The sequence below is a fragment of the Corynebacterium sp. LaCa117 genome, assembly GCF_046717765.1.
GTDB lineage: Bacteria > Actinomycetota > Actinomycetes > Mycobacteriales > Mycobacteriaceae > Corynebacterium > Corynebacterium kefirresidentii.
The window spans coordinates 235,099-260,335 of the sequence record NZ_CP177102.1; the positions used below are offsets into that span (position 1 = coordinate 235,099).

Annotated in this window: 28 protein-coding genes; 21 read left to right on the forward strand and 7 right to left on the reverse strand. The window is 61.3% G+C overall.

All coding sequences use genetic code 11. The features are described from left to right. The first annotated feature begins 64 nt into the window (after positions 1 to 64). From ACLI1L_RS01205 to ACLI1L_RS01220, 4 genes are read left to right on the forward strand one after another with little or no spacing between them, the layout of a single operon-like run. Entirely contained in the window at positions 65 to 388 is a 324-nt protein-coding gene (locus tag ACLI1L_RS01205) for a WhiB family transcriptional regulator (protein WP_023020408.1), read from the forward strand. 45 nt (positions 389 to 433) lie between these two features. Then, positions 434 to 592, forward strand: a complete 159-nt coding sequence (locus ACLI1L_RS01210; protein ID WP_005323131.1) for a DUF4177 domain-containing protein — start codon at positions 434 to 436, stop codon at positions 590 to 592. Next, positions 593 to 1,051, forward strand: a complete 459-nt coding sequence (locus tag ACLI1L_RS01215; RefSeq protein WP_411707846.1) for a RidA family protein — start codon at positions 593 to 595, stop codon at positions 1,049 to 1,051. A gap of 18 nt (positions 1,052 to 1,069) precedes the next feature. Then, positions 1,070 to 1,885, forward strand: a complete 816-nt coding sequence (locus ACLI1L_RS01220; protein ID WP_086588707.1) for an MBL fold metallo-hydrolase — start codon at positions 1,070 to 1,072, stop codon at positions 1,883 to 1,885. 170 nt (positions 1,886 to 2,055) lie between these two features. Here the strand turns inward: ACLI1L_RS01220 and glxR are convergent, their stop codons facing one another. After that, positions 2,056 to 2,739: a CRP-like cAMP-activated global transcriptional regulator GlxR gene (glxR, locus tag ACLI1L_RS01225; RefSeq protein WP_005323128.1), complete on the reverse strand. Its 684-nt coding sequence runs from the start codon at positions 2,737 to 2,739 to the stop codon at positions 2,056 to 2,058. A gap of 341 nt (positions 2,740 to 3,080) precedes the next feature. Between glxR and nth the strand changes: the two genes are divergently transcribed. From nth to ACLI1L_RS01245, 4 genes are read left to right on the forward strand one after another with little or no spacing between them, the layout of a single operon-like run. Further along, complete coding sequence (gene nth / locus ACLI1L_RS01230) at positions 3,081 to 3,737, forward strand: endonuclease III (RefSeq protein ID WP_411707847.1); 657 nt, start codon at positions 3,081 to 3,083, stop codon at positions 3,735 to 3,737. A gap of 9 nt (positions 3,738 to 3,746) precedes the next feature. Continuing rightward, positions 3,747 to 4,310 carry a TlpA family protein disulfide reductase gene (locus ACLI1L_RS01235; RefSeq protein ID WP_411707848.1) on the forward strand — a complete coding sequence of 188 codons (564 nt, stop codon included), beginning with the start codon at positions 3,747 to 3,749 and terminating at the stop codon, positions 4,308 to 4,310. Beyond that, a complete protein-coding gene (locus ACLI1L_RS01240; RefSeq protein WP_086588710.1) occupies positions 4,307 to 5,008 on the forward strand; it encodes an NUDIX hydrolase in 702 nt (233 codons plus the stop codon). The genes ACLI1L_RS01235 and ACLI1L_RS01240 overlap by 4 nt, the downstream gene beginning before the upstream one ends. A gap of 56 nt (positions 5,009 to 5,064) precedes the next feature. Continuing rightward, entirely contained in the window at positions 5,065 to 6,261 is a 1,197-nt protein-coding gene (locus ACLI1L_RS01245; protein WP_411707849.1) for a MarP family serine protease, read from the forward strand. Here ACLI1L_RS01245 and ACLI1L_RS01250 read toward each other — a convergent pair. Further along, positions 6,258 to 7,172, reverse strand: coding sequence for an alpha/beta fold hydrolase (locus tag ACLI1L_RS01250; protein ID WP_086588712.1), 915 nt, complete (start codon positions 7,170 to 7,172; stop codon positions 6,258 to 6,260). The genes ACLI1L_RS01245 and ACLI1L_RS01250 overlap by 4 nt on opposite strands. A 136-nt stretch (positions 7,173 to 7,308) precedes the next feature. Then, positions 7,309 to 7,812, reverse strand: coding sequence for a phage holin family protein (locus ACLI1L_RS01255; RefSeq protein WP_023020417.1), 504 nt, complete (start codon positions 7,810 to 7,812; stop codon positions 7,309 to 7,311). Between the two features lie 108 nt (positions 7,813 to 7,920). Here ACLI1L_RS01255 and ACLI1L_RS01260 point away from each other — a divergent pair, with 108 nt between their 5' ends. After that, positions 7,921 to 8,637 carry an oxidoreductase gene (locus tag ACLI1L_RS01260; protein ID WP_086588714.1) on the forward strand — a complete coding sequence of 239 codons (717 nt, stop codon included), beginning with the start codon at positions 7,921 to 7,923 and terminating at the stop codon, positions 8,635 to 8,637. On the opposite strand, the gene ACLI1L_RS01265 is transcribed toward ACLI1L_RS01260, so the two are convergent. Next, positions 8,634 to 9,515, reverse strand: a complete 882-nt coding sequence (locus tag ACLI1L_RS01265) for an HAD family hydrolase (protein ID WP_239204825.1) — start codon at positions 9,513 to 9,515, stop codon at positions 8,634 to 8,636. The genes ACLI1L_RS01260 and ACLI1L_RS01265 overlap by 4 nt on opposite strands. Before the next feature lie 461 nt (positions 9,516 to 9,976). Between ACLI1L_RS01265 and ssd the strand changes: the two genes are divergently transcribed. The 9 genes from ssd to ACLI1L_RS01310 all read left to right on the forward strand — a co-directional run bounded on the left by ssd (position 9,977) and on the right by ACLI1L_RS01310 (position 16,648). Then, positions 9,977 to 11,044, forward strand: a complete 1,068-nt coding sequence (gene ssd / locus ACLI1L_RS01270) for a septum site-determining protein Ssd (RefSeq protein ID WP_086588716.1) — start codon at positions 9,977 to 9,979, stop codon at positions 11,042 to 11,044. Beyond that, on the forward strand, positions 11,041 to 12,219 hold the full coding sequence (locus ACLI1L_RS01275) for a TadA family conjugal transfer-associated ATPase (protein ID WP_394285836.1): 1,179 nt from the start codon (positions 11,041 to 11,043) through the stop codon (positions 12,217 to 12,219). Before ssd ends, ACLI1L_RS01275 begins: the two co-directional genes overlap by 4 nt. Beyond that, positions 12,212 to 13,000, forward strand: coding sequence for a type II secretion protein F (locus tag ACLI1L_RS01280; RefSeq protein ID WP_411707850.1), 789 nt, complete (start codon positions 12,212 to 12,214; stop codon positions 12,998 to 13,000). Before ACLI1L_RS01275 ends, ACLI1L_RS01280 begins: the two co-directional genes overlap by 8 nt. Continuing rightward, positions 12,997 to 13,593 (forward strand): type II secretion system F family protein, encoded by a 597-nt coding sequence (locus ACLI1L_RS01285; protein WP_411707851.1) that lies wholly within the window; start codon positions 12,997 to 12,999, stop codon positions 13,591 to 13,593. The genes ACLI1L_RS01280 and ACLI1L_RS01285 overlap by 4 nt, the downstream gene beginning before the upstream one ends. A gap of 24 nt (positions 13,594 to 13,617) precedes the next feature. Continuing rightward, the gene (locus tag ACLI1L_RS01290) at positions 13,618 to 13,806 is read left to right on the forward strand and encodes a DUF4244 domain-containing protein (RefSeq protein WP_411707852.1); all 189 of its coding nucleotides are present in this window, start codon (positions 13,618 to 13,620) and stop codon (positions 13,804 to 13,806) included. Between the two features lie 147 nt (positions 13,807 to 13,953). Beyond that, complete coding sequence (locus ACLI1L_RS01295) at positions 13,954 to 15,453, forward strand: integrase core domain-containing protein (protein WP_411707371.1); 1,500 nt, start codon at positions 13,954 to 13,956, stop codon at positions 15,451 to 15,453. A 211-nt stretch (positions 15,454 to 15,664) separates the two neighbouring features. Then, positions 15,665 to 15,979 carry a hypothetical protein gene (locus tag ACLI1L_RS01300; RefSeq protein ID WP_301715834.1) on the forward strand — a complete coding sequence of 105 codons (315 nt, stop codon included), beginning with the start codon at positions 15,665 to 15,667 and terminating at the stop codon, positions 15,977 to 15,979. Further along, positions 15,972 to 16,298, forward strand: a complete 327-nt coding sequence (locus ACLI1L_RS01305; RefSeq protein ID WP_411707853.1) for an Rv3654c family TadE-like protein — start codon at positions 15,972 to 15,974, stop codon at positions 16,296 to 16,298. The genes ACLI1L_RS01300 and ACLI1L_RS01305 overlap by 8 nt, the downstream gene beginning before the upstream one ends. Beyond that, a complete protein-coding gene (locus ACLI1L_RS01310; RefSeq protein WP_086588722.1) occupies positions 16,295 to 16,648 on the forward strand; it encodes a hypothetical protein in 354 nt (117 codons plus the stop codon). Before ACLI1L_RS01305 ends, ACLI1L_RS01310 begins: the two co-directional genes overlap by 4 nt. Before the next feature lie 201 nt (positions 16,649 to 16,849). On the opposite strand, the gene ACLI1L_RS01315 is transcribed toward ACLI1L_RS01310, so the two are convergent. After that, positions 16,850 to 19,213, reverse strand: a complete 2,364-nt coding sequence (locus tag ACLI1L_RS01315) for a Zn-binding domain-containing protein (protein WP_411707854.1) — start codon at positions 19,211 to 19,213, stop codon at positions 16,850 to 16,852. Between the two features lie 177 nt (positions 19,214 to 19,390). Here ACLI1L_RS01315 and ACLI1L_RS01320 point away from each other — a divergent pair, with 177 nt between their 5' ends. After that, positions 19,391 to 19,594: a cold-shock protein gene (locus ACLI1L_RS01320; protein WP_086588724.1), complete on the forward strand. Its 204-nt coding sequence runs from the start codon at positions 19,391 to 19,393 to the stop codon at positions 19,592 to 19,594. 17 nt (positions 19,595 to 19,611) lie between these two features. On the opposite strand, the gene ACLI1L_RS01325 is transcribed toward ACLI1L_RS01320, so the two are convergent. Continuing rightward, the gene (locus ACLI1L_RS01325) at positions 19,612 to 20,241 is read right to left on the reverse strand and encodes a DedA family protein (protein ID WP_086588725.1); all 630 of its coding nucleotides are present in this window, start codon (positions 20,239 to 20,241) and stop codon (positions 19,612 to 19,614) included. A 248-nt stretch (positions 20,242 to 20,489) separates the two neighbouring features. On the opposite strand from ACLI1L_RS01325, the gene topA reads away from it, so the two are divergent. Together topA and ACLI1L_RS01335 are read left to right on the forward strand one after the other, a co-directional pair. Further along, positions 20,490 to 23,453 carry a type I DNA topoisomerase gene (gene topA / locus ACLI1L_RS01330; protein WP_411707855.1) on the forward strand — a complete coding sequence of 988 codons (2,964 nt, stop codon included), beginning with the start codon at positions 20,490 to 20,492 and terminating at the stop codon, positions 23,451 to 23,453. A gap of 18 nt (positions 23,454 to 23,471) precedes the next feature. Beyond that, positions 23,472 to 24,059, forward strand: a complete 588-nt coding sequence (locus tag ACLI1L_RS01335) for a hypothetical protein (RefSeq protein ID WP_411707856.1) — start codon at positions 23,472 to 23,474, stop codon at positions 24,057 to 24,059. On the opposite strand, the gene ACLI1L_RS01340 is transcribed toward ACLI1L_RS01335, so the two are convergent. Further along, a complete protein-coding gene (locus ACLI1L_RS01340) occupies positions 24,003 to 25,223 on the reverse strand; it encodes a DUF418 domain-containing protein (RefSeq protein WP_411708341.1) in 1,221 nt (406 codons plus the stop codon). The genes ACLI1L_RS01335 and ACLI1L_RS01340 overlap by 57 nt on opposite strands. Positions 25,224 to 25,237: the final 14 nt, after the last annotated feature.

A 25,237-nucleotide genomic window follows, 5' to 3' on the forward strand; every position in this document is an offset into this window, starting at 1 on the left:
TACCTGGGTGAATAGACTTAGGAGCGTTACATAGTATTCCGTCTGGGAAGGAGCACACTCACCCATGACCGTTCGTGTGAAGACTGCTGGAATGTCTAATACAGCCCGAAATCCCGAGCGTGGTGAGTGGGTTACCCAGGCTAAATGCCGTAAGGGTGACCCGGATGCCCTCTTTGTGCGCGGTGCAGAACAGCGCAAGGCTGCGGTCATCTGCCGCCACTGCCCGGTGTTGACCGAATGCCGTGCCGATGCTTTGGATAACCGCGTCGAGTTTGGTGTTTGGGGCGGGCTGACCGAGCGTCAGCGCCGTGCATTGCTGCGCAAGAACCCTCACATCACGGATTGGGCGCACTACTTGGCTGAGGGCGGCGAGCTCGTCGGGATTTAAGAATTTTGACGGCGTGGGGCGTATTTAATAGTTAGAATGGGACCCATGACTAAATGGGAATACGCAACCGCACCTGTTCTTACCCACGCTACGAAGCAGATCCTCGATTCTTGGGGTGAAGACGGCTGGGAACTGGTTACCGTCACCCCTGGCCCGAACCCAGAAAACGTCGTGGCCTACTTCAAGCGCGAGGTGGCAGAGTAAATGGACTTTCATGCTCGCTTGCAGGAGCTGGGGTACGAGCTACCGGGCGTCGCCAAGCCGCTAGCTTCCTATGTGCCGGCCGTGCGCGTAGGGAATCAGGTCTGGACCTCCGGTCAGCTTCCCCTCGTGGAGGGAACCTTGCCGCTGACCGGCAAGGTTGGTGCCGAAATCACTACGGAACAAGCCCAAGAACAGGCCCGCATCGCGGCGCTCAATGCGCTCGCCGCCATCGATGCTGAGGTGGGTCTAGATAATATCTCCCGCGTGCTAAAGATCGTGGGGTTCGTGGCTTCCGATCCGGGCTATGCAGATCAGCCAGCAGTCATCAATGGCGCCTCGGATTTCATTGGTGAAGTCTTTGGGGATGCCGGAACGCATGCTCGCTCCGCCGTTGGTGTGGCTGCGTTGCCTAAAAACGCGCCGGTAGAGATCGAACTAATCGTAGAAATTGCTGCTTGATCGGATAGGCTAGTAACTATGGAGCACCCTGCATATAGTCAATTGCGTCCCGTCAGCCAATCCGTTGGCGTAGTCCTTTGTGATAACCCCAGCTACACCGCCCTTGAGGGTACGAATACGTGGATTATTCGCGCCGCTGAAGACTCCCGGGCGATCGTCGTAGACCCGGGTCCAGAGGATGAAGGCCATCTCAACGTTGTGCACCGCAACGCAGGTGAGGTGGCATTGATTTTGATTACTCACCGCCACGATGATCATGCATCTGGCGCGCAGCGCCTGCGGCAGATGACCGGCGCCCCCATCCGCGCATTCGACCCGAGCTACTGCAACGGCGCCGAGGCTTTGCAAGATGGTGAACATATCTCCCTCGATGGCATCACCCCTCGCCTCGAGGTTGTTCACACCCCTGGCCATACCGCGGACTCCACCTGCTTTTTTGTGTGGAGCGGTGAAGTAGGAAACTCCCGCCTCGAAGGCATTCTTTCCGGTGACACCATCGCAGGCCGTCACACCGTTTTGCTTTCGGAGACCGACGGAAACTTGGCCGACTATCTGCACACCTTGGATACCCTAGAGGAGCGCGGTAAGGATATCGCGTTGTTCCCAGGACACGGCCCCGATTTGGATGACACGTCCCAGGTAGCCCGCAAGTATATTGATCGCCGCCACTACCGCCTTGACCAGATCAAGGAGATCCGCTCCCGCTTGGGCGAGGATGTAGATCTGAATACCCTGGTCAACGAGATGTACGATGATGTGGATCCGGTACTGCGCCACGCTGCGGAGCAGTCCACGCGCACCGCGCTGAAGTACTTGGATGGCGAGACCAAATAAGCCGTATCTCCACATGTGCCCCTTTTCCTCCTAGTAGGAAAAGGGGCTTATTTTTAGCCCCTGCGCTGGTGTGCCAGGGAGATGTGGCCGGCCTCCACGTAATGCTGGGCAAGGGGGCGAAAACCAGCGAACCCCCGCTTTAAGCGGGGGTGTGGCGAGCTCGCGCTTACTTAGCGAGCGCGGCGGGCGAGGTGCTCGGTATCGACAATGAGCACGGACTTGCCCTCGAGGCGGATCCAACCGCGGTGGGCAAAGGTGGCGAGTGCCTTGTTGACGGTCTCACGGGAAGCGCCGACCAGCTGGGCAATCTCTTCCTGGGTGAGATCGTGGTTTACACGCAGGGCGCTGCCTTCCTGGACGCCGAAGCGATTGGCCAACTGCAGCAAGGTCTTTGCCACGCGGCCGGGAACATCCGTGAAGATGAGGTCGGCCAAGTTGGCGTTGGTGCGACGCAGGCGGCGTGCCAAGACGCGTAGCAGCTGCTGTGCGATTTCGGGGTGGTCACCAACCCACTTCTTGAGCAGTTCGGAGTTCATGGTGGCCGCCTGAACTTCGGTCACGCATACTGCGGAAGAGGTGCGCGGGCCCGGGTCGAAGATGGACAGCTCGCCGAACATATCGGATGGGCCCATGACGGTCAGGAGGTTTTCGCGGCCGTCCGGGGCGTGGCGAGCGAGCTTAATCTTGCCCGAGGTGATGATGTACAAGCGGTCACCAGGTTCGCCCTCGTCGAAGATGGTGGTTCCGCGCGGATAGCGCACGGTCTCCATCTGCTCGATGAGGTGCTGCACTGCAACGGGATCAACGCCTTGGAAGATTCCGGCGCGGGAGAGGATGTCCTGTACGCCTTCCACGTTTTACTCCTTGGATGTCGACTACGAAAGTCCATAGATGCGCCTGTGCCACATCTGGGTGCGGTCTTTCATGCACTCGACAATGCGGAACAAGCGGGGTCACTGTGTAACGGATTTCATCTTACAGTGTAATTGGTCACTTTTGGTACTTCAGCGAAATTTTGTCACACTATAGAAACTCTGATCGTGCTAGAGGCACAACCCCGGCCAGCGGGTTTGCGGCTTAGTCAGCGAAAACAACTGCCTCGAGCTTTTCCATCAGGAGGGCGAAAAGGGCGATCGCAAGCGGTACCAGAATCACAAGTGAAATCATGTTTTCCTAGTCTACTAAGCTCTATGCCATGACTTCAGCACTGTCAGCGGCCAGCGCGCCGGAGCTACGGGCACCGGAGATAAATAGGCGTTTGGCGCAGGAGTATCCAGATGCGCGTTGTGCCTTGGATTATGACTCCCCGCTGCAGCTATTGATAGCCACGGTACTTTCTGCCCAGTGCACGGATGAGCGCGTGAACTCGGTGACCCCTGAACTCTTTTCCCACTACCCCGAGGCCGCGGATTATGCAGCGGCGCAGCGGTCGGATCTGGAGCGCATCCTGCGCCCGTTGGGTTTTCAACGAGCTAAGGCGGGACACCTTTTGGGCATAGGGGAGAAGCTGGTGGTAGATTATGCAGGCGAGGTTCCCCGCACGGTTAAGGAGCTCACCAGCCTGCCCGGCGTGGGGCGTAAAACCGCGCTGGTGGTGCTTGGAAATGCCTTTGGGATTCCGGGGCTGACGGTGGATACGCACTTCGGCCGCCTTATGCAGCGGCTCGGGCTCACAGGGGAGACGACGCCGCTAAAGATTGAGCGTGACATCGCCAAGCTCCTGCCAGAAGAAGAGTGGACAATGTTTTCTCACCGCGTCATCTTTCATGGGCGCCAGGTATGCCATGCGCGCACGCCAGAGTGCGGTGCATGCGTGCTGCGGGATATGTGTCCAGCGGCTAGTGGGCGCTAGGCTTAAGGCATGAAGAACTACGTCCTTGGCACGGTGATTGCCGCGATCCTCGTCGCCGTTATCGCGGTAGTGGGGGTCTCGCAATTGCGGGGTGGGGACGAAGCCGAGGAGGCGTTGCCAACCGAGGCTGCTCCGCAAGAAGTCCCGCAGCGCCCAGACTGTCCAGCCGGCACCGTAGCTGGGGTAGAGCTGGATTGCTTGGGCGGTAAGGCCACCGGAAAGCGTGCCGATGAAGGCGTGAGCGTGGTCAACGTGTGGGCGTGGTGGTGCGAGCCGTGCCGCGCGGAGCTTCCCTATCTGCAAAAGGTGGCGGAGACGCACCCAGACTGGCAGGTAGTGGGTGTGCACGCGGATAAGAACGCGGGAAACGGTGCGGCTTTCTTGAATGACGTGGGAGTGGATCTGCCGAGCTTCCAGGATGCGGATAATAAATTTGCCGGTCAGTTGAGCCTGCCAGGCGTAGTTCCGGTGACAGTGGTGCTCAAGGACGGCGAAGTGCGCAAGCAATTTGCGCAGCCCTTTAGCTCCGCAGCGGAGATTGAACGGGCCGTGAAAGAGGCGATTGTGGCATGAGCCAACTTCGTCCCGAGTGCACACCAGAATGGCTCAAGCCAGCGTTGGGGGTAGACCCGAGCCAGGTGCAAGAGCTCATAGGCAACCGGCAGGCTTCGTCCCTCAATGGCACTACTGCGCAGGTGCCGGTCAAACGGGAGGCGGCTGTGCTTATGCTGCTTAGCGGCGAAAGCGCGGAGGAGGGCAGCATTTTGCTCACGCACCGCTCGCCGTCCATGCGTTCACACTCCGGACAAATCGCCTTCCCAGGCGGCCGCCGAGACCCCGCTGATACCTCGCTAGTGGATACTGCGCTGCGGGAAGCCTGGGAAGAAACGGACCTGCAGCGTAATTCCGTGACCCCATTAGAGCAGTGGAGCCAACTGCATATCCGTGCCACCGGCAATCCCGTGAGCCCGATCCTGGCGCATTGGAACCAGCCGGGGGAGGTCTATCCCGCCAGCCCCGATGAAACCGATGATGTCTTTCTCGTTCCCATCCGGGAATTGGTCGATCCACGCAATCGCTTCGTGGTGGGCTTTAGAAAATGGCAAGGACCAGCATTTCATGCCAATGGCTATGTCATCTGGGGGTTTACCGCCGGCGTGCTTTCGGCCCTCTTGCAGCACTCTGGGTGGAGTGTTCCTTGGGATAATAATTCAGTCATGGACCTGCGTGACTCCCTCAAAAACTCCCGCAATAATGAGAAGATGTCCTAACCGCTTGTGCCGCGGTACGTGTACGTCTTAACCCCAAATAGAAAGAATCCATAGCCATGACTCCTGCGCTTATCGTTGACGGCCTGATTGTGGTCGCCGTCCTGTTGGCGCTACTTAGTGGGTGGCGCAATGGTGCCCTTGCGGCAGTTTTGGCCTCCATCGGAGTGGGTGCTGGGGTAGTGCTGGGCATTGCCGTGGCACCTGCCGCATTGCGCCTGGTGGAGCAGCCCTCGCTGCGCTTGCTGCTTTTGGTAGGGATTTTGGTGCTATTCGTGGGCATCGGGCAGCTCATCGGCTCCTCTCTGGGCGGCAGCGTGCGCGACCGCATGAAGGCACGCAAAACGCAACGCCTTGACTCCGCGGTAGGCGCAGTATTTCAGGCCTTTGCCGCTCTGGTGGTTATCTGGTTGATTTCTATTCCCGTGGCCACCAACTTGGGCGGCGCGGCTGGCCAGGGGCTGCGCGATTCGCGTATCTTGGGCAACCTCAACTCGGCCGCGCCGGCGCGGGTAGCGGCGCTGCCCAATGGTGTCGCGGCGATGCTCAATGAGTCCGGTCTGCCGCCATTAGTGTCGCCGTGGCAAAACTCTATTAGCACCGAGGAGGTAGAAGAGCCGGACCCAGACGTGCAGGACCCGGAGCTGGTGCGCCGCATGCGGCCCTCCATCATTCACGTGCTTGGCGACGCCGAAGAGTGCTCCCGCCGCCTCATGGGGTCCGGCTTCGTGGTAGCCGATGACTACGTAATCACCAATGCCCACGTGGTGGCCGGCACACAGACCGTGCGCCTTGATACCAAGCTGGGGCTTAAGGACGCGACCGTGGTCTACTACAACCCAGACGTGGACGTGGCGGTATTGCATTCGCGCGACCTAGGCATCGATCCGCTGCCGTGGGCCCAGACCCCGGCCCAGACGGGCGATGATGCCATGGTGATGGGCTTCCCACATTCTGGGCCTTTCGACGCCGAGATGGCGCGTGTGCGCGATCGCATCACCATTTCGGGTCCGGATATTTACTCCCACGGGCATGTGGAGCGCGATTCCTACACTGTGCGTGGCAATATCCAGCAAGGAAATTCCGGCGGCCCACTGGTCAATACGGCTGGCGAGGTCCTAGGCGTGGTCTTTGGCGCCTCGGTGGATGACTCTGAGACGGGCTATGCGCTCACCGCTGATGAAGTCAACAGTCAGATTGGGGACGTCGCGCAGCTTACCCACCCGGTCGATACCGGTGAGTGCGTGGCCCACTAGGTATTTTCTTGGAGCCACGCTCCCAGCGTAGAGACGAACTCCGCCGGTGCTTCCACGTGCGGTAGGTTCTTCGCACCGGGCACGGTCGTGGCGGTAAATCCGTGGCGGGCGCGCAGGGCGGCGCGGCGGACCACGGGATTCCACAGCCGTTGTTGGGCGTGGATGAAAAGGACGGGTCGTTCCACTGTCAGTTCCACCCAGTTCAGGGGGACAACGGCGGTGCGCATACGGTGGTTCCACAAAATTCCGCGCCGAACGCTGCCGATCCGGGAGGCGCGCAGGCGTAGATCGAGGATGCGGTCAAAGGTGGCTCCGGCAAGCGAAGATCCAGTATCCAGCTCCAATTCCTTGCGGTAGGCGCGCGGACTAAGTAGCAGGTTCTGGGCGCGGGTAACGCGGGGTAGGCGGCACAGCAGCGAGCGCAGGTTAATCCACCCAAAATCCCACGGCCGGGCGGCAATCGCGCGGCGCAGATCCACCGGGTGGGCGGCGGAGATGGAAGCCAAGCCGCGCACCCGCTCGGGGCGCTCAGCGGCTAAGCACCAAGCCACTGCTCCGCCGGTATCGGCACCGACCACAAAGGCATCGTCGTGGCCCATGGCCTGGATGAGCCCGCTGATATCGCCCACCAAGGTACGAATATCTTGCCCCGCATCAATAGGTGGCTTATCGGACATGCCAAAGCCGCGCATATCTACCGCCGCGACGTGGAAGCCGCGCTGCGCAAGCGGCGCAATGACGTCTTGGTAGTCGAACCACCCACCAAAGGCGCTGTGGATGAGTACCACTAGTGGTTGCGTGCTCTCTCCCGCCGTGGCCACGTGTAGGCGGATGCCGCGGGTATGGACGAAGTCATGCGCATAAGATCCCTCCAGCTCCACCGTTGAGGGAGGCAGGGGTGCAAAGGCCATGGTGCCGCCTTTCTATAGTTGGGGCAGAAACGGTAGAGGATAGGGGAAAGTACACAAAATCCGCCCCAGGCTAGCTAGGGCGGATAGAGGGGAGCACGACTGCGTGGCGTGCTGCGTGTGCGTGGCGCCTGCCGGTTTAGGTGTAGAGGCCGTGGGTGGTCTTTCGGTCCAGAGACTTTTGTGCCTTGCCCGGAACCAGGTTCTTGAGCTCCTTGGTGGAGTCAATGGTCTTTTGCGGCGCCTTCACCTGCTTGACGTTCTTCAGACCAACAAAGGCCAAGATGCCGGCGAGGACGATCATGATCAAGAAGACGATCAGGAACGCTGCCCAGCGGTCCAGCCAGATGGCGAGGAGCTCTGCCAGGAAGAAGAAAAAGAAGAAAGAGCTATACAGCGCGATGGTGCCAGCGCCGCCGAAGAGACCAGCGCCAATTCCGCCCTTCTTTGCGGACTCTGCCAGTTCGGTCTTAGCCAGCTCCACCTCGGAGCGTACGAGCTGGGACATCTGCTCGGTGGCGTTGGAGACCAGCTGGCCTACCGAGGTCTCGGACGAGGACGTATCCACGTCACTCAATGGGATCGAGTTCACCTTCGGTGCAAATTGATCAGTACCGTCGGTATACAGTCCATCGTTGCTCACGATTAATTCTCCTCGCGTTTATCTAAACCTTGTAATGTCCCTAATAATAATGGAATCACTATTCTCCCATGGTGCCACGCATACGTAGGGACTTCCACGGCTATCCTAATGTATATGTCAGAAATTGACGCGTTATCCCCGCTGTTTCGCCTGCCGGGGGTGAAAGAAAGTGCAGAAAAAGCCGCCGCTGCCATTGCCCGTGCACACCGCCGACCTGCAGGATTGCGAAAGTTTGAGGTCATCTCCGCCGAGTCCCTTATTCGCGGCGCCCGTTCTAGCGTGGCGCTTGATGGCTACGCCATCCCCCCACATCCGGGCCCAGAAAATGTGGAAGAAGGGCCGTTGGCCAGCGCCGTAAGCGCCTACTCTGTGGCCGCGCCGGAGCTTTTGGACACCACGGTGCGCTCCTTTGCCCGAGCGCCGCTGCAGGTTCTAGCGCGCATTGACGTCGCGGCCGGTGGCACCGGTATCCCCACCGGTGAAAGCGCGCGGCTGCAAGGGCTAAGCAGACTTATCGCCCAAGGTAGTGGTCCCGCCTTTGATCTCCTTCTACCGAGCGTGGTCCATGCCGAGATAGCCGCAGGGCAGTTTTTCGGCCCTCGCAGCGGCCTCGTCGCTCGCGTTGCTTCCCGCCTTGCCGCTGTGCATACGGGTTTTGACCCGCGCGGTTTCGCCGTACCCGAGGTCTACTACACCCGCCACCGCGCTGAGTATGCCGATGCTGTGGATAATTACCGCACCGCGCTTGCCGATGCCCTCCTTACCCACCTCGCTGCCTGGGCAGCCGGTGGTGCAGAGGCCGATGCGATTGCGCGAGCCGCTTAAGAGGTATGCCGTGGCCCGCGCTTGGGGAAGCTGGGGCGGTCAGGGTGCTGGGCAAGCCACAGCCCGGCGCCGATAGCCGCCACGGTCCCCGCCAGCACGGAGGCGCCGATTCCGATTTCTTTAGCGGATGGCGCAGGCAGGAGCGGCACTGGGTCCTTAAAGGATCGAATATCCCACTCATGGCTGATGGCGTGGCGCTTTAATTGCTTGTCCGGGTTGACCGCGACGGGGTGGCCAACCTTCTCCAGCATCGGGATATCCGTAGCGGAATCCGAATAGGCATAGCTGGCATTAAGATCAATGTTTGCTGCAGCGGCAGTGCGCTCTAGTACCTCCGCCTTATGCGGGCCCTTGCAATAAAAGAGCACCTCGCCGGTAAAGCGTCCGTCTTTTTCTGCCAATTCGGTGGCGATGACGTGCTCGACGCCGAGCTCCTCCGCGATGATGTCTACCAGCACGGCAGCGGAGGCAGAGACAATGACTACGTGGTCGCCCGCGGCGCGGTGGGCACGGATAAGTTCCCGGGCCTCGGCATAGATGGAGGGAGTGACCACGTGGTGCATGGTGTCTCGGGCGATGGAGCGCACTTCCTCCACGGACCACCCCGTGACCATCGTGGTGAGCTGATCGCGGCTAGCGTCCATGCCTTCGCTGGAGAGGCCGGAAAACATATAGCTGGCTTTCGCCAGGGAGAGCTGCAGTGCTTCGGCCGGGGAGATGAGCCCGTTGTGCAAAAACTCGCGGCCAAAGGCATAGGCCGAGGAAGTGGCGATGATGGTTTTATCGAGATCGAAAAACGCCGCGGTGCGTGCGTGATCGCCGCCGGCGCAACTCGTGCTAGCGGGGCGGGGAGGAAAGGATTCGCGGGAATTCGTCATGGTGTGCTGCCGAGTGTAGCCGCCCTTCGCGCTTAGTGGTGTTGAAGTGGCTGCAGTTAATGGTGGTTGGCGTGTCAATAATGTGGGATTGGCAGCCCATGCAGGGGATAATGTAGTGAACATGCATTCGGTGCAGGTCAGCGCCATGGCCGTGGAAAAACTGCTGTTAGCTGTTGTGGTTGGGTGGCGAACATGTCATAATAATGCGTGCAAGGCCCCGATATACTGTGCGGCCTGCCCCGGCTCACCCCCCCGAGGCCGGGTTACTGACGGCCCGTGCGCACACCCCCCCGATGCACGGGCCGTCACCTATATCTAGCGCCATGTGATACGAGGTTATCCACAGGTTTTTAGTTGAAGTGGCAACCAAATCAGGGTCACGCGGTGACTTATCGCGGGTTATCCACAGTGCCACCGGAGAGCCCTCGCTGCGGTTGCACGGATGCTTCAGGCTATGAGGCATGAACGCATTACATCCTGATTCCGCTGCCATCGTCGTTGCCGTCGGTGACGAAGCACTGCGCGCCGAGGCTATCCATGCCGCGGCTGCTACCAGCCACGATGTGCTTACCGTAACCGATCCCCGCGACGTCCCGCGCAGTCTGCCAGGCGCCTTTGCGGTCCTGGTTGATTCCCTCATGGCCCGCGTGGTGGCGGCAGCGCAACGCCCCCACACCGCGCCTGTGCCAGTACTATTCCTTGCCGCGGACCCTGGACCGATTGACTATGAAGCGGCATTAGCCTGTCACGCGGAGAGCGCCTTTATCATTCCCGCCCAGGTTAAGGAGCTGCTCGCGGGCATTGCTGCGGCGGGCACCCCGCAGGAGACGCGACCGGGCAGCGCCACCATCGCCGTGGTTGGCGCGAGCGGCGGGGTGGGTGCTTCTACCTTCGCGGCCGCATTGGCTCGCACCCAGTGCGCTGCGGATGGACGCGCCCTGCTTATCGACGCCCACGCATACTCCGGTGGCCTCGACCTCCTGCTTGGAGTAGAGGCGGAAGCGGGGGCGCGCTGGCCGGAGCTTACCGTAGGCGATGGCAGTATCGATGCCGCCGATCTCTACCGCGCGCTGCCCACTACGCCGGATGGGGTAGCGGTGCTTTCGACCGCGCGCAGTACCGTCGCGGATCCCTTTCGTCTGGAAAAGGACCTGCTCGCGCGAGTAGTGGGCGCGGCCCACGCGGGCGAAGGGCTATGCGTGGTGGATTGCACCCCGGAGACCGTTCCGGATGCGTGTACTCACGTGGTCATAGTGGTGGCCGCAGAAGTGCGCTCGGCTGCATCGGCCGCGCAACTTATTGCGCGCTTCGGGGCCGCGCGGCGCAGCTGTGTGGTGGTGCTGCGGCAACGCCAGTGGGCGTCGTTAAGCGCGGCGGAAGTAGAAAGCATCATCCACAGCACGGTATTGGCAGAACTGCCAACGGCCCGGGGCCTTACGCGCGCGGTGGAAATAGGCGGCCTCCCGCAGCGCCTCCCGGCACCCTTGCGCAAGGCTGCACACGCGGTCCTCGAGGAGGTAGGCGCGTGAGTGAGCAGAAAGTAGCACAGGAGACGCTGGAAAAGATGCAGCGTATCATCGCCGCCGAGCCCGACTTGGTGCATGATGCGGCAGCCCTGGCTCGGCGCATCCGCGCAGAAGCCGGCGTGATTAGTGACGTCGCGGTACTCGACCTACTACGCCGCCTGCGCCAGGACGCCACCGGAATGGGCCCGCTTGATGCATTGCTGGGGCGAGAGGGGGTTACCGATGTCGTTGTGAACGGGCCGCATGCGGTATTCATGGACCGCGGCGAGGGCCTCGAACGCACTGACATCACCTTCCGCGATGATGGCGAAGTCCGCCAACTGGCCAGCCGGCTGGCGGCAGCCTCCGGCACGCGCCTCGATGATGCTCAACCCTATGCCGATGGCCGCGTTAGCCGTCCTGATGGCGTCGTCCTGCGCGTCCACGCCCTGCTGAGCCCGCCTGCGGTGGCCGGAACCTGCCTGAGCCTGCGCGTACTGCGCCAAGCACAGACCACCTTGCCCCAACTAGTAGACAACGGCACGGTGCCAGAAGATATCGCTACGCTGCTGCGCACTGTGGTGGACAAGCGAATCTCATTCCTGGTTATAGGTGGAACCGGCTCCGGCAAAACCACCTTGCTATCCGCACTTTTGGGAACCGTCTCTGAGCGCGAACGCATCCTCGTCATCGAAGACACCGCCGAGCTCTCCCCGCACCACCCGCACTGCGTTAGCGTGGTCTCGCGCCGGGCCAACGCGGAGGGAAGCGGCGAGGTCACGATGTCACAATTGCTCCGACAAGCGCTGCGCATGCGCCCAGACCGCATCGTGGTAGGCGAGATCCGCGGCCGCGAGGTGGTCGATCTCCTCGCCGCCCTCAACACCGGCCACGACGGCGGCGCCGGTACGCTCCATGCCAATTCGCTCTTTGAAGTCCCCGCCCGCATGGAGGCCCTCGCCGCCCTTGGCGGCCTGGACCGCGCGGCACTGCACTCACAACTGGCAGCGGCCGTACACATGGTGCTGACCATGGAACGCACCCCGCAGGGCCGCCGCCTTGCCCATATTGGCGTGCTCGAGGGAAACCCGGTAAACCCGCGCATAATCTGGAGTGCTGAAGACGGACCGGCGGAAGGTTTTGCGGAATTTTCCGCACAACTTCTGGGCGAGCGCGCCGGGGAGGCCAGCCATGCTTAGTTTCCTCTTGCTCGCCGCGGCGCTGCTCCTGCCCGCGCCTTCTATCGCCGGCCGCCTAGCTTCCGCAACGCGCCAGACACGAGCTAGCTCCGTGGTCATCCTGGGGGCGGTATTTTGCGGCAGCCTGGTCTTTTACTCAGTGGGTCGCATCAGCATCGCTATCGCCGCCGCCATAATCGCCTGGTGCGTGTCCTGGTACACCAAAGACCTCGTGGCCGCGCGTACACAGCGGCGCGGCCGCGAAGGGCTGGCCGCCTATTTGGGAGTGGTCACCGCGGACCTGCGTGTCGGGGCGACCCTAGCTGGGGCGCTCGCCCGCGGTGTGGACTCCCTACCAGCCACGACCCCGCGCGAGGTAATCACCGCACTGGAATCGACTGCGACCCTCGCAGCTCGCGGTGCGCCGCCGCACATGGCGCTGACAGATGCTCAAGGCGGCAAGACCCTGCCGGAGCTTTCCCGCTTAGGCCATCTGCTAGAGCTTTCCACCTACCACGGTATTGCGGTGGCCAGCTTGCTCGACCAAGCCCAAAGCCGCCTCGATGCTTCTCGACGCCACCAGCAATCCACCTCCGCTAGCCTGCAAGGCCCCCAAGCGACCGCCACGGTGCTCGCGTGCCTGCCAATAGCCGGCATCGCCATGGGCGGGGCCATGGGCGCTAACTCGCTCGGCTTTCTTTTCGGCGGCGGGCTGGGCGGCGTCCTTCTCGTGGTAGGCGTGGCGCTGGCCTGCGGCGGCTTCGCTTGGTCGCGTGTCATTATTCGGAAGGCGGCTGCATGACCCCGCTCATCTTTGTGGCTTTGGCCGCCCTCGTTGGTCTCCCACCGCACACTGGCCGGCTGGCAGTTACCAGTGCGACTGAGACCACCGCCAAGACCCCGCGCGATGGCCCGAAAGCGCGTGGGGGACTGATAAGCAAGCTCAAGCCCGCAGCACCGCTGGACCCGCTGGCAGTAGCAGGTGACGTCGAACTATTCGCAGCGTGCCTGGCCGCAGGGCTGTCCGTACACGGAGCTGCCACCGCGGTCGCTCGCACCGCGGACGCTCAGACGCAGGACCTGTGGGAGACCGTCTCCGCGCTGCTAGGCGTTGGAGTTTCCACGCAGTCCGCGTGGAGCCATATGAAGGGCCAGGCGGGGCTGGAGGACTTAGCACAGCTTGTCGTCATGTCGGGCCAATCCGGCGCCACCATTGCGGCCGGATGTCATCGAATCTGTACTTCTTTGCGCGCGGAAGCATCCGCCCACGCCACAGCACAGGCGGAGCGCGCAGGAGTATTCATTGCCCTCCCGCTGGCGGTGTGCTTCCTGCCGGCATTCATCGTTCTAGGCCTTGCGCCCGTAGTAATCAGCCTGGGCGCGCAACTTCTCTAAACCTCACTTGAAAGGACACTAATCATGCACGCACTTACTAAGTATTCCCAGATCATCCGCAATGACGAGGGTATGAGCACCATCGAATATGCCATGGGCTCTCTAGCAGCAGCGGCGCTTGCCGGGGTGCTCTACATGGTCATCAACGGCGGCGGCGTGGTGGATGCCATCGAAGGCATCATTACCGACGCCCTCTCTAATACCCCCAGCTAGCAGTGTGATGTCTATGGAGTTTTTGGACACGGAGTCTAATGGATTTTTGGACGGGGAGTCCAGATAGTTTTTGGTCACGGAGTCCAAAGACTTCCTTGTCGTGATGTCTCAAGACTTTTTGGACAGTCGGTGGGTTGGAATACCAAGATGGCTATTTCAACCCATCTCCGCAAGAAAATAGCGGACTTCGACCCAGTAAGAGACGGACGAACCGTCACCCAATTCTGCAAGGATATTGGCGTATCTCGCCAAACCTATGCCAACATCAAACGCCGCGTTGAACAACGCGGCCGTGCAGGCATCCTGCCTGACTCCACCGCCCCGCATTCCCCAGCCAGAATCTACGATGATCACCTTCGTCAGAAAGTCATCACAGCTCGATCAGTGCTCAAGGCCCAGGGACGTGACTATGGCCCGTGGTCAATCTATTACTACCTCATTGATGACCTTGGTTTAGAGCACCCACCGGCACGGTCTACGATTGCGCTTTGGCTCCACGAAGCTGGTGTTGCTGAGGCCAATGCCCGTAAACGTCCTCGTAAAAGCTATAAACTCTGGGCACGCGATAAGGTCGATGAGCTGTGGCAACTCGACGGGTTTGTCTACCGACTCTTTGACACTCCACATACCCAGATCACTATCTACCAGCTGGTTGATGATGCCAGCCGGTTTGATCTGGGCTCACAAGCCTTCGCCGCCAAAGAAAACGGATTCGATGCTCGCACTACCTTGGCCGCAGCAATAGAAACGTATGGTCGCCCGCAGGAACTTTTGACCGATAACGGTGAAGCTTTTGCCACCTATCACCGGGGCCGATTGTCCGATACCGAGCGCTGGCTCGCCGCCCAAGGTATCTGGTCCATTGCAGGTTTTGGCCCGCAAACCCAAGGCAAAGATGAACGCTCGCATCAAACCATGACCAAGTTTCTCGATGCACGCCAACCTACGACACTTCAGCACGTCCAACAGCTGTTGGACGACTACCGCGAGTTTTACAACACCAGGCGCCGCCATCAAGGCCTGTTAGTCGGCAAAATGCACATCACTCCAGCCCAAGCCCGTGAGCACTTCGCCCACGCTCAATCCCCAACACAACCCATTGACCCGGATATGCTGTGGGCCAAGATTGTGAAGTCATACCGGGATACACACTCAGAAAGCGCGATACACCACGAGCATCGTATCGAGAATGGGGTTAAAGAGGCGATGGCGCCGGTTGTGGGAGAAGTTGCAGCTTCTCCCACAACCATCGATGACGATAACGAACCAATCCAGCAAGAATCATCTCCTACCGTCAGTCCCACCGTAGACGGTCTATCCGCCCAGTCAAGCAACGCCTGGGGTATCCCCGACACACTGTGGATCAACAAAAGCGGAGTGGTGCGCATCCTGGGCTATGGATTCTATGTAGGACTCCGGTTTAAAAACCGGCTCATATACAGCCACGTTACCGATGACACCGCTGAGTTCTTCACTGATCATGATGGTGAAGCACTGTTTTCATTCCCACTGCCCATCAAGCTACTTGAGCGTCCAGCCGGCGGACAGATCAACATCGGGCATGTCGAAGGAATGTGGCACCGCCGACCACCAGAGATCAAACCAATCCTGTCGCGTCCGCGCCCGTCGAGACGAAAGAAACCATAACCGGTAAGACGAGCTAGAGACTGTCCAAAAACACCAAAGACTCCCTGCCCAAAAAGCAGGGAGACTCCACGTCCAAAAAGTCATTGGACTCCTAGCCCAAAAAGTTACTGGACTCCGTGTCCAAAAAGTCCATGGACATAACAACCCCCAGCTAGCAGCTCTACCTAACCCCAGCCGGCGGGATCATTCCCGCCGGCAGAAAGGAGGAATGATGCACAAGGTATTTGATGACGATGGCTCCGTGACCATCGAGGCTGCCTTAGCTTTAAGCTCCTTAGTCTTGGTCGCGGCGGGAATCGTGGGTGCTATTGCCACGCTGGCATCCTATATCGCCGCTGTGGACATGGCGGGCGCGGCCGCGCGTGCGCACGCCATCGGCGTCGAATACCACCCCGCGCGCGAAGATGCCCAAGTCAGCGTGGAGGAAAGCGGTGGGCTGGTGAGGGCGTCGGTTAGCGTGGATGCCCCCATCGGCACCATGCGCTCCGAGGCAGTCTTTCCCGCCGAGGTGGGCGGAAATGAGTAAGCCGCAACGCCAGGGCGAGGAAGGCTATGCCACCATTGCCGCAGCCGGCATCATCGTTGCCATCGTGAGTCTCCTGCTGCTCGTGGCGGCAGTGGGCTCGCGCGTGGCCGCGCGCCACGAGGCGCAAGTAGCGGCCGACCTCGCTGCGGTCGCTGGTGCCTGGGCCCTTGCCACGGGCGAGGACGCCTGCACCACCGCGCGCGATACGGCCGCTCTAAACGACGCCACCTTAGAAACCTGCACCGAAGCCGGCCGCGACGTTATCGTCACCGCGGCAGTGCGCGGCCGGTCCACTCAGGCGAAGGCCGGTCCGGTATGAGCTGGCAGGAGGTAATGGTGCGGCTTATTCCTACCGTAGTGGCGGCCGTGGCGGGCTTCATTGCTTGGCGGGAATATCGCCGAAAGGTACGGGAAGAAAACAAATCGGATCGTAGGCGGGAACAAGATAGATGGTGGGGAATTGTGCAGTGGTGTATCGATAAGACTGACTCGGCGGAAAGCGCCGAAAAAATTACTGGATGGTATTTTCTCCCCACAATTCTGGGATTATTATCGGACGTTGAAGGAGATTCCCCTTTTATCGACACACTGTGGGATTTTGCCCAAGAGTTTAAAGAGGGTGAGCTCGACAAATCTGCCCCGAAAGAAGAAAGAGGCGATGCTCCATGAGGCATCCGCAAGGCTCGCCTTTTTACGAGCCGAATCCGGAAGTGCGGCGCACTCGCGCACGTGCAGCGGCGGAAATTCAGCGCATAATATTGGAGCGGTTTCCTCATCGGCGTGAGGAGCTGTTGCAGCGCAGCGCGGACTATGAACACGCGCGGGCGCAGCGAGTAAATGAAGAAAAAGGCAGAACCGCTTAGGTTGCGGCTAACCCTGCGTCATGGTGACAAGTGCACCGAGTAGCTTGATAGCACCATCTTTGCTGAGCGGATTATTTCCGTTGCCGCACTTCGGTGATTGCACGCACGAGGGGCAGCCGGATTCGCAAGGGCATGAGCGCACCGCCTCGAAGGTGGCCTCTATCCATTCGGGGAAGCGGCGGAAGCCTTCTTCAGCAAAGCCGGCACCGCCGGGATGGCCGTCATAGACAAAGACGGTGGGCAGCTGCGTATCGGGGTGCAGCGCGGTGGAAACGCCGCCGATATCCCAGCGGTCGCAGGTGGCGATAAGCGGCAGTAAGCCGATGGCGGCGTGCTCGGCCGCGTGCAGGGTGCCGGGCGTATCGGAGGCCGTCACGCCCATGGCGGAAAGTGCCAGCGGATCGATGGTATAGGCCACGGCTCGGGTAACCAGGCGCTGTTCGGGGAGATCGAGGGGGATGTCGTCACCAATGGTGCCGTCGGCAAGCCGCACTTGGTAACCGGTGACGCGATCGGTGACCTCTACCTCCACGTCCGCCACCCACAGGCCCGGGGAGTAATTGACCAGGTTATCGGCCTCGCGCAGGATGCGGATATCCGTGGTGGAGCGCGGGGTAGTCGAATAATCCGGGGCCTCGGGGCGGGCCAGCGCTAGGTAATCGCTGAGGATGAGCTCCTCGATGACAAAACTTTCGCCTTGGTGCAGGTACACCGCGCCGGGGTGCACCTGACTGGTGGCGCGAGCAGCATCGATGGTGCCGAGCAGGCGGCCGTCGGAAGAATCCACGATCAGCACTTCCTCGCCCGACCCACCGCGCAGAGAAACGGCGGTATGCGCCGTTTCGGGGGAGAGCTCCTCCGGCGAGTCGGCAGGAATGGGTACGGCGAACCAGCCTCGCTCGCGGCGGCGCAGCAGGCCAGACTCGGCCAGCTGATGGACCACATCCTGTGCGTCCCAGGCAGCAATCGTGGCATCATCCAGTGGTTTTTCTACCGCGGCGCAGTAGACATGGCCGAAGAGGATATAGGGATTGGCGGGGTTGAATACGCTGGCTTCCACCGGCTTGCCCAGCAGCGCCTCGGGATGGTGGACCAGATAGGTATCCATCGGCTCATCGCGGGCGATGAGTACTACGAGCGAGCCCTGCCCGCGGCGGCCGGCGCGCCCGGCCTGCTGCCAAAAACTGGCGACGGTCCCCGGGAAGCCGGCCGTGACCACGGCATCGAGCCCACCGACGTCGATGCCCAGCTCGAGCGCGGAGGTGGTGGCGACGCCGAGCAAGGAGGCGTCGTCAAGCGCGCGCTCTAATGCACGGCGGTCCTCGGCCAGATAGCCCGCGCGGTAGGCGGCGATGCGCTGGGCAAAATCGGGCCGGCCCAAACTACCGGAGAGTACCTCGGCCGCACGCATGGCCACCACCTCGGCCGAACGGCGCGAACGCACGAAGGTCATGGTGCGCGCACCCTCGGCGATGAAAGAGGCCATCATCTCGGCCGCTTCGGTGGTGGCGGCGCGGCGCACCGGTGCCCCGTGCTCGCCCTCGGCGCCCTCGATGAAGCCTGGCTCCCACAGGGCTACGGTGCGCGCACCGGTGGGGGCGGTGTCCTCCGTAATCGCGCGGGCGGGCCGGCCGGTGAGGCGCTGTGCATGTCGGCCCGGGTCCTTCATGGTGGCCGAGGCATAGATTACCGTCGGCCGCGAGCCATAGTGCGCGCACAAGCGCAGCAGCCGCCGCAACACGAGCGCCACATTGGCGCCGAATACGCCCCGGTAGGAATGGCATTCATCGATGACGATGAACTCCAGGTGCCGCAGCAGCCGCGCCCATCGGGCATGCGCCGCCAGCAGGGACATATGCACCATATCCGGGTTGGAAAAAATGAACCGCGAATGATCGCGTACGCCCGCGCGGGATTCCTGCGGCGTATCGCCGTCATAGGGTGCGGGCACCACGGTCTTGAGCGCCGGAATCCCCCGGCACAGCTCCAGCACCGCCTGCAGCTGATCCGAACCCAGCGCCTTAGTGGGGGTGAGATACAGCGCGCAAGCGGTAGGCTCCTGCGCCAGCCGGCTCAAAATGGGCAGCTGGTAGCCCAGGGACTTTCCCGAAGAAGTGCCGGTAGCAATCACCGCATCCTCGCCTTCCCAGGCGGCCTGTGCAAGCTCAGCCTGGTGCCGATACAGCTTGCCGACGCCCCCTTCTACCAGCTTCTCCCGCAACTGCGGCAATACCCACTCCGGCCACTGCGCATACTGGGCGCGCTGTGGCGGCAGGGTGGTCTGAAAGGTGAGAGTGGACTCATCGAGGCGGCGCTGGATGAATTCGAGGAGCTCTTTTCCCAGGGGATTATCCGTTTCCGGGTGAGACAATTTTTACCCCCTCGTGAGTTTGGTCTATCGCTTTGGCGTGGAACGTGTCACACTGATATAAGGCCAATGATGTCTTGGTGCGGTGTTTACACTTTAAGGTACTGCTAAAGGACGCATTTACCGAACCCCCTTGGTGCGGAATCGCTGCACCGATAAGCAAGAAAAGGACTGCACACCATGGCACAAGGAACCGTTAAGTGGTTTAACTCTGAAAAGGGCTACGGCTTTATCGAGCGCGCGGATGGCGCCGGCGATATCTTCGTCCACTACTCCGAGATTCAGGGCAGCGGTTTCCGCACCCTAGAGGAAAACCAGCAGGTTACCTTCGAGGTAGGCACCGGACCGAAGGGCGATCAGGCCCAGTCCGTGTCCGTCATCTAGGCGGCCTGTTCTCCCCGCTACGGCGTCTCCGCGTAGCCGCGGCGGGTATCCCACCACTCGGTGAACTTATTCTGCAGCTTCTGCAGGCCCACGCCGATGATGATGGCGGCAACGATGCTGACCACCACGGCGAGTACTGGCGAATTAGAAAAGGCCATGCCGCCGAGATAACCAATGGCCAGCGCCTCGCCAGCCCAGAGGGCGACGCCGATGGTGTCGAAGAAAACAAAGACGATCCACGGGAACCTCATGGACCCCAGCAGGATGGTCATAAACAAGCGGGCTGAAGGGATGAAGCGGGCGATGATAATGGCGGCCCCTCCGCCGCGGCGCATATTTCGCTTGACCCAGTTCAGCCCTTCGTAGGCCTTAGATCCCTTTGGCACGCGCTTAAGCAAGGGCATAAACCGCGTGCCTAGCAGGAAACAGAGATTATCGCCCATCATGGCGGCGATGAGCGCCACGAAGAACATGGTGGGCAGGTGGGGGAAGCCCTGCGATCCGGACCAGGCGCCGGCCATATTGAGCGGGATTTCTGACGGCAGGACGGGGAAGAAGCAGTCACCAAAGATCAGCGCGGCGACCAGCGGGTAGATCCACTCTGTGGACATGACGGTTTCGATCCACATAGTGATTGTGTCAACCATGAATCCTCCACGGGTGTCGGCTTAGGTGTGCTATTGTGCCCCACAATGCTTTCACAGCTACTGGGCATTCTAAGTAGGCCAGTATAGACCCGTTCTATGGGGGTACATAGTGCCCCTGAAAACGGCCTTTTGGCAGAACCGCGTATATGGTGCGAGAAAGGAAACACAGATCAACTGTGTACGCTAGGGGCGATTGCTGAAAGCGTGCATACCTTATTGTTCGCATCATCGAAAGGGATGAAGTCGAAGTGGCAGAAGCAGCCGGGCCGGGAAAGACCTTGGTGATCGTCGAGTCGGCGACGAAGGCGAAGAAGATTCAGCCTTACCTCGGAGATAAGTACATCGTGGAGGCCTCCGTAGGCCATATCCGCGATCTTCCCCGCGGCGCTGCGGACGTACCGGCTAAGTATAAGAAGGAATCCTGGGCGCGCCTTGGCGTGAACCCAGAGGACGACTTCGCCCCGCTATATGTGGTGAGCCCCGATAAGAAGAAGAAAGTCGCGGACCTAAAGTCCAAGCTGAAGCAGTGCGATCAGCTCTACCTCGCGACAGACCCCGACCGCGAGGGCGAGGCCATCGCCTGGCACCTGCTTGAGGTCTTAAAGCCCAAGGTTCCGGTGCGCCGCATGGTGTTCAACGAGATCACCAAATCGGCCATCCTGGAAGCTGCGGATAATACGCGCGATCTGGATTACAACCTTATCGACGCCCAGGAAACCCGCCGCATCCTGGACCGCCTCTACGGCTACGAGGTCTCCCCAGTGCTGTGGAAGAAGGTCATGCCGCGGCTTTCTGCTGGCCGCGTGCAGTCGGTGGCTACCCGCGTCATCGTCGAGCGCGAGCGCGAGCGGATGGCGTTTATCCCTGCGGATTATTGGGATCTAGCCGCCACGCTAGATACCGGCGCTGCGGATGCGGATAATCCCGCTACGTTCGACGCCCGCCTCACGGCCGTCAATAGCAAGCGCGTGGCCCTGGGCCGCGACTTTGATGACCGCGGAAACGTGAAGAGCAAGGACGTCATCGTCATCACCGAGCCGCAGGCCAAGGCGCTAGAAGCCGCACTGAGCGGCGCGGACATGCAGGTCGCTGGTGTCGAGCACAAGCCCTATACGCGCAAGCCTTATGCGCCGTTTATGACCTCTACGCTGCAGCAGGAGGCCGGCCGCCGCCTGCACTTTACCTCCGAGCGCACCATGCGCATTGCGCAGCGCCTGTACGAAAACGGCCACATTACTTATATGCGTACTGACTCCACCTCGCTGTCCAAGCAGGGCCTATCAGCTGCGCGCAACTCCGCCACCAGCATCTATGGCGCAGAGTATGTGTCCGACTCCCCGCGTGTTTATGACCGCAAGGTGAAAAACTCCCAGGAAGCCCACGAGGCCATCCGCCCGGCTGGCGAGACCTTCGCCACCCCGGGCCAGCTTTCCGGTCAGTTGGATGCGGAGGAGTTTAAGCTCTATGACCTGATTTGGAAGCGCACCGTCGCCTCCCAGATGGCCGATGCCAAGGGAACCTCCATGAAGGTCACCGTGGCCGGCACCGCCACCACGGATAATGGCAGCTACGACGTGGAATTCTCCGCCACCGGCCGCACCATTACCTTCCCGGGCTTCCTGAAGGCCTATGGCGCGGACGACGCCAAGGGTGACAAGAAGGGCGAGACCCACTTGCCGCATCTGGAAGAGGGCCGCGCCCTCAACGCCAAGGAAGTCTCCGCCGAGGGCCACTCCACCAACCCGCCGGCGCGCTATACCGAGGCCAGCTTGGTTAAGAAAATGGAGGACTTGGGCATCGGCCGCCCGTCCACGTATGCGTCCATTATCAAGACCATCCAGGACCGCGGCTATGTGGTCTCGCGCGGCAATGCGCTGGTGCCATCGTGGGTTGCCTTTGCCGTCGTGGGACTGTTGGAGGAGAACTTCACCGAGCTGGTGGACTATGACTTCACCTCTTCCATGGAAGACGAGCTGGACCAGATTGCCACCGGTATCGAGGACGGCACCGCTTGGCTCAATGGCTTTTATTTCGGCAACGCCGAGGCCAACGAGCAAAAGGCGGCCTCCATTGCCCGCCACGGTGGCTTGAAATCGCTTATCGACGTCAACCTAGAAGCCATCGATGCTCGCAAGGTCAACTCCCTGCGTCTTTACACCGATACCGAGGGCCGCGATGTCTTCGTCCGTGTGGGCCGCTATGGCCCGTATATCGAGCGCGCCGTCGGCACCAATGACGACGGCAGCATCGAGTACCAGCGCGCTAACCTCTCTGAAACCGTCACTCCGGACGGCTTGAACGAGGAGCTGGCGGAAAAACTCTTTGCCACCCCACAGGGCGGCCGCGAACTGGGTGAAAACCCGGCAAATGGGCGCATGATTGTGGCTAAGGAGGGCCGCTTCGGCCCGTATGTCACCGAGGTTGTCCGCGATGATGAGCGGGAGAAGGCCGAGGGTGAGGCCGAAGAGGTCGTCGCCAAGGAGCGGGCCGAGGAGGACAAGCAACGCGCCGAGGAAGGCAAGCGCGCCAAGAACTGGGAGACCAAGACGGCCGCGAAGCAGAAGGAAAAGCGCGTCAAGGAGTACATCGAGAATAAGCTGAAGCCGGGTACGGCCTCGCTGTTTAGCTCGATGGAACCCTCGACGGTGACCCTCGAAGAAGCCCTCCAGCTGCTGTCCCTGCCGCGCGAGGTGGGCGAGGATGACGGCGTGATGATCACCGCCCAAAATGGCCGCTACGGCCCGTACTTGAAGAAGGGGACCGATTCGCGCTCCTTGGCCAAGGAAGAGCAGATCTTCACCGTCACCTTGGATGAGGCCCGCCGCATCTATGCCGAGCCGAAGCGTCGCGGCCGCGCCGCGGCCCAGCCGCCGATCAAGCAGCTGGGCGATAATGACGTCTCCGGCAAGCCGATGACCGTGAAGGACGGCCGCTTCGGTCCGTACGTCACCGACGGCACCACCAACGCCTCCCTGCGCCGCGGTGATGATCCGGAGCAGCTTACCGACGCCCGTGCGAACGAGCTCCTTTCCGAGCGCCGCGCCAAGGAAGCATCCGGCGAGACCAAGAAGAAGTCCTCTAAGAAGACGACCAAGAAGAAGGCGACGAAGAAGGCCACCAAAAAGTCCACGAAGAAGGCCGGCAAGAAGGCAACCAAGAAACCTTCCCCCGGTACGAAGAACGTGGTGAAGGCCGGCTCGCGCAAGAAATAACCGCGTAAGGTGGCGGGTATGAACGATTTTCTTGCCCGCACCCAGGAAGGCGCTGCGGCCCTGCGGCGCGCCGTATCCGATATCAGCGCACAGCCGCGACTGCTCGCCTCGGTCCGCGAGGAGCCCGCCGTTGGCGCCGGTATCCTAGCCGGGGTCATCGCCCAAGTGGAAAAGGCCCGCACCCTGACCCGTCCTTCGGCGCTGGGCGTGGCGGCTTTAACGGCGAACCACGCCGCCTATGCCTGGAGCCTGTATCGCCGCGGCGCGCGCAACGATGCTTTAGGTTGGGGCCTGCGCGCGGCCGCATGGGGTGCGGGCGTTGCCGCTACCCGTAGCCAGCCGACGTCCGCCGCAGTGGCAGTGGGTGGCGCGGCCGTGCTTGCCACCTCGGCATTGGCGGGCGACCCAGTGCTGCGCACCGACGCCGGCAAGGGCATGAGTCACGGTGCTAATGTGCTCGTCGCGGCCGAAGGTCTAACCGCCTTGCGTGCGGCGCTGAAGCAGCGCAAGCACAAGGCGCGGCTAGTGTGCACGGCCGAAACCGGCGCCCTAGTTATCGGCCATCTGCTGCTGATTGACGGCCTTCTCCGCACCCGAGCGCGGTAACTGCGGCTGCATCGTCGGACCATAGGAAAGGCGGCGGTGCACCGCCTCGAAGGGGCCGCGGCGGTCGAAGGCTTCCAGCACGCAGGCGAAGATGAGAGTGGCCAACCACACCGCGAAGGCCATCGCCGCTTGGCCGAAGGCGCCCAGCTCGTGACCGAAGTTCAGCATAAACGGGTGCACGAGGCAGAAAAAGAGGATGGACTGCCCCACATAGCCGCTCATGGAGCGCTTGCCCAGCGCCGCGAAGGGCCACAGCACCGCGGGCAGCGGTGCGCCGGCCGAAAGTCGCTCCTGTACTGGCTGCAGCACCAACGCGAGTCCGGCTAGGATGCCGGGGCCAGTGAAGACGCCGAGGAAAGAGTTGGCATTATTGGCCGCATTCGCCCAGCGCTGCTCGATGACCCCAAGCGTGCTCAAAGACCACAAGGTACCGATAACCACGGTAATGACCACCGCGACGGCGACCCAGCGCAGGAGGGTGGGGCGGTGAGAGGGGACGTCGGCAAGCACGCCCTGGCGCGCCCACACAAAGCCCACCAGCATGACGGGCAGGTACATCAATAAAATGATCGGCGTGGCCAAGGCCTGGCTGCCTAGGGTGACAAGCTGGCTGAGCAGCAAATCGGGGTAGGACTCGATGGTGCCGATGCCCTCCGTGGCTACCACGCCGAGGGGATCCAGCGCGCCGGAAATGAAGGCCACAATCCCGCCCAGCGCGCATAGTGCGAATAGAATATAGGCCACGAGCATGAGGGAGGAATCCCGCTTGCGCAGCAGGAATGCAATCACGATTCCGGTCACCCCATAGAAGAACATGATGTCGCCCCAAAACAGCAGCACCATGTGCGCCGCTCCCATCACTGCCAAGAAGGCATAGCGCTTGGCGATGACCCTGCGCGCCCCCTGCACCGGAAACCCGCGCCGCCACAGGCTCAGCGCAATGAGCCCCACGCCAAAGCCCAGCAGCGTAGAAAACATGGGCAGGCCGCGGTTGTGGACAAAGAAGGCGCCGAAGACGACAGCCGCCTTATCCCACACGCTGCCATCGATGATGCCTCCGAAATAACTTGCTGGCCGGTCGGTGGTGATGATCCACGCCGTGGTCATATTGGCCATGGCAATGCCTAGAAGGGCCATGCCGCGCGCCACATCGGGCACGATCATGCGGGGCCGGGGAG